Source organism: Otoolea muris (genome assembly GCF_943193115.1).
Classification (GTDB): Bacteria; Bacillota; Clostridia; order Lachnospirales; family Lachnospiraceae; genus Otoolea; species Otoolea muris.
Genome location: NZ_CALPCY010000120.1, coordinates 1 through 3,111, shown reverse-complemented (window position 1 = coordinate 3,111; position 3,111 = coordinate 1). Strand labels below are relative to the sequence as shown.

Genomic DNA, 3,111 nt, shown 5'->3' with positions numbered 1-3,111 from the left:
TCATATGTAACATACATGGCAGATTGGCTCCTTTCCATTATGGAGGTGGCCAACGATACGCCCCTACCGGCTCCCGGGTAAGCATATTATATTATCAATGTACAGCAATCTTAATTTGACAAATTATTCAATCTGGCATATAATATGCTTAACAGGACAGCCGGAAGATAGATGAAGCCTATCCGCTCCGGTGCAAAGTCAACAGTTACTTAAAGCAAGCTGCCTACTCCGGCCAAGAGACAAGGCGGCTTGCTTATTTTTTATATTCCAGAATCGCTACGATAAGAATCGCCACGGTCAATATAACCATGAATTCTTCATATGTACTCATAAGCGTTCATCCTTTCCACAGGATAGGGAACGGATTGCTGCACGCCTCCCCGGCTGCCCGGTTAAGCATATTATATTGTCATGGTGCAGGCATTTAAAATTTTGTTCTATGCAATTTCTTCAATTAATCAAATCTTACTTATGTAGTCTTTTAATAAATGAATCTCTAATTATCGTATCGTATTTACTTAATGTTAAAATCGAAGAACTGAAAATTAAAGTAGTAACCTCACATAACATTTCGTATGTGCATAGATTGTATGGGCCAATAAACTCTTTGTAAACATCTAACAGTATATTTTCATTATAGTAATCCTTTAATCCACATATAGATTTGACAACATAGCTGTCTACTATTAATGGGGAGTAGCTTTTCATAATTTGTTCATCATTTAGTTTAAGTGTTTTTTTAGATTTGATTAAATAATTATTTTTACATCCACTAAGAGACAGCAATAAATTTTTGAATAGTGCTTTTAACGCATCAATAAAGCATTCTCCATCAAAGAATAATTTATAAGAACTAATATATAAATTTTGCAATTGATTATATTCAAACGTAGATGTTTTAAAATCCGATTTTTTTATATTTAATATCTTTGAGTTTAAAAGTGAAAGTATTATTTCATTGAAATCTTTTGTCCCATTACTTTTATCCTTTTCGCTTTGATATTCCCAGGGATATATGCCCCATTCAGGATGCTGTTTTAATACTATATAGTCGTGGTGGATTTCTATATATTCTTTACCTGTTTGGGATAGAGAAAAGTAATTTTCATTCATTATGGGTAGTTCATTCACATTAATATGAAGTAGTATATATTCTATTAATTCACTTTTCTTCCCATTTTTCTTTAAACCTCTTTCAGATAAAATGTCTTTTAATTCGGATACCTTCATTAAACCGAGGACTTCTTCTGGATGGGACAAGGTAATCAATCCTTCATCTTTGAGCTCATTAAAATACATTGGTATGTTAATTATACCATATTCATAGTAAAAATATTCTGGGAAGGAATCATCTTCTTTATATGGACGTTTTTTAAACATATGTAGAAATATGGTTTTTATGTAATCAGCGCTGGGTCGATTATGTTCTTGTTGAACCGGCTCTTTTTCGGTTTGATTTTTTTTGGCCTTAATTGGATAAGATACTTCCTTATCCGTTATAGGCTTTTTACTAACATTGAATATAGTTTTTGTGGTAACATTAATCCTTTTGTCCTTTTTTGTTCCTTTATGTAAAAGAATTATGCCACCAGATAAACATAGTAAAGAAAATGCAATACCAATAAATATAGTAAGAATATTTTGAGCATAAAAAACAAGTATTGCTCCAACTGCGCCACCTAATATTAGCATCAAACCTAAAAAGCACAAAGACACTTTTAATACGACTTTTCTAATCTTTTTCATAAAATTACCTGTGTATTTATTGCAATCTTAATTTTATTAATTCTTTTGGATACCCAGTGCAATTGCAAAATTGTTCCTGCGTGAATCCCTTATAATCCATCAGCATTTCATCTGTAATTAACAGATATGCGGCAAATAAATTCGCACGTTTTTCAAATTTGGAAATAGATAAAAGCGTTTTATTCCTGATGAAATAACAGTTTACTTTGCGATCGAGTACAGCGTGGCCGAGTTCATGGGCCATTACAAGCTTTTGCTCCTCCCTGTCCAGTTCATCACTGAGAAAAATGTATCTGTGATTTTTAAGGAACATATAACAACCGGAAAATTTACAGTTTCCGAATTGGTATAATACTCCGAGCCGATCCGCAATCTCAAAAGGATCGGATGTCCGGAAATGGCGGACATAGTACATAACAAGGCGCTTAACCCGTTCAGTTTCCCCCATAAGTCATCACCTACTTTTTATACTTTTTGGGAGTATATTTTTCTTTATTGATGATCTTGAGCCGCCTCAGAGCAATTTCCAGTTCGTCCCGGAACAGTTCAGCCGCTTCCGGATCGAGCTCTTCACCGTCAAAGCTTGCCGGGCCAGCTTCGCCAGATGAAAGCTTTTCCATGATATTATTTAAATCTTTTGCGATGTCCCGTTCATCCCGAGGAGTAAGGGCGGGCCCCTTTTTTTCAGGCTCTTCCTTTCCACTCATTAAATAATCTATAGTTACTCCAAAATAATCAGCGATTTTTTGAAGCTTGTCTTGTTTCGGAACACTACGCCCGTTTTTCCAATCTGAAAATGTAGATCCAGCTATACCAGTAGCTTTAGATACCTTATACGCTGTGACTCCATATTTTTCCAGTAATTTCACAAATATTTCATACATAAAAGCACCTCTAAAAAATATTTATGAAATCATAATCAAAAGCACTTGACTATTTATGATAACCGTGGTATAGTAAATCCATGGTTATGAAATCATAAATAAAAGCACTAAATAAAATGATTTTCATAATCAATTCGGAAATGTTAATGTTTTAATGTGGTAATTGAAATATATCACATTTCCGAAATAATTGCAACCGTTATTTATGAAAATATTATTATTTTTTTTAGGAGGTGAGAATTTGTATGAAAAGTTTGCTGCTTTATTACAAAAGCAGAGCATAACAACATATCGAGTTTCAAAAGATACCGGGATACCTGCAAATACGTTCACTGATTGGAAGAACGGCCGTAGCAAACCAAAGGCAGACAAGCTGGCGGTGCTGGCGAAGTATTTCGGAGTATCTATTGAGTATTTTTTAGAGTAGAGAAAGGTGGAAGAGTTTACACATAGATAAAAATATAAATTCAGGGAAGGTGGC

Annotated in this window: 4 protein-coding genes; 1 reads left to right on the top strand and 3 read right to left on the bottom strand. The window is 34.1% G+C overall.

Annotation, left to right across the window (positions count from 1 at the left end):
* Window positions 1–465: 465 nt before the first annotated feature.
* The 3 genes from NFS31_RS26380 to NFS31_RS26370 are packed head-to-tail and all read right to left on the bottom strand — an operon-like array spanning window position 466 to window position 2,630.
* Complete coding sequence (locus tag NFS31_RS26380; protein WP_251501957.1) at window positions 466–1,746, bottom strand: SAP domain-containing protein; 1,281 nt, start codon at window positions 1,744–1,746, stop codon at window positions 466–468.
* Window positions 1,747–1,762: 16 nt separating this feature from the next.
* Window positions 1,763–2,194, bottom strand: a complete 432-nt coding sequence (locus NFS31_RS26375; protein WP_251501954.1) for an ImmA/IrrE family metallo-endopeptidase — start codon at window positions 2,192–2,194, stop codon at window positions 1,763–1,765.
* A 10-nt stretch (window positions 2,195–2,204) separates the two neighbouring features.
* Window positions 2,205–2,630: a helix-turn-helix domain-containing protein gene (locus NFS31_RS26370; protein ID WP_251501951.1), complete on the bottom strand. Its 426-nt coding sequence runs from the start codon at window positions 2,628–2,630 to the stop codon at window positions 2,205–2,207.
* A 241-nt stretch (window positions 2,631–2,871) separates the two neighbouring features.
* Here NFS31_RS26370 and NFS31_RS26365 point away from each other — a divergent pair, with 241 nt between their 5' ends.
* Entirely contained in the window at window positions 2,872–3,057 is a 186-nt protein-coding gene (locus NFS31_RS26365) for a helix-turn-helix domain-containing protein (protein ID WP_251501948.1), read from the top strand.
* The last annotated feature ends 54 nt before the right edge of the window (window positions 3,058–3,111 follow it).